This window comes from Peribacillus sp. SIMBA_075 (assembly GCF_046534585.1).
Genome location: NZ_JAWRYN010001696.1, coordinates 1 through 232, shown reverse-complemented (window position 1 = coordinate 232; position 232 = coordinate 1). Strand labels below are relative to the sequence as shown.

Annotated in this window: 1 pseudogene; it reads right to left on the bottom strand. The window is 30.6% G+C overall.

From position 1 onward, the window contains the following. A pseudogene (locus SB775_RS34215) lies at positions 1 to 214 on the bottom strand (hypothetical protein); the annotation flags it as partial. Positions 215 to 232 lie beyond the last annotated feature (18 nt).

The following is a 232-nucleotide window of genomic DNA, read 5'->3' as shown; positions in this document are numbered from 1 at the left end:
CAATCTGATTTTTCGTTACATTATGGGGGTTGTTTTGATCATCGATATGTACAGTAAGAACATATTTTTGATTATCTTTGAATTCTTCATTGTCTTTTTTAAACTCATTGATATTATCTAGCATTTGTTTCTCGTTTTTAAAAAACAAACCCTTTAAATTTGCGATTTGGTATTCAATTCTCTTGAAGAGACCCCTAATATTTGAGTCAAGCATTAAGTTGAGACCTCCCCA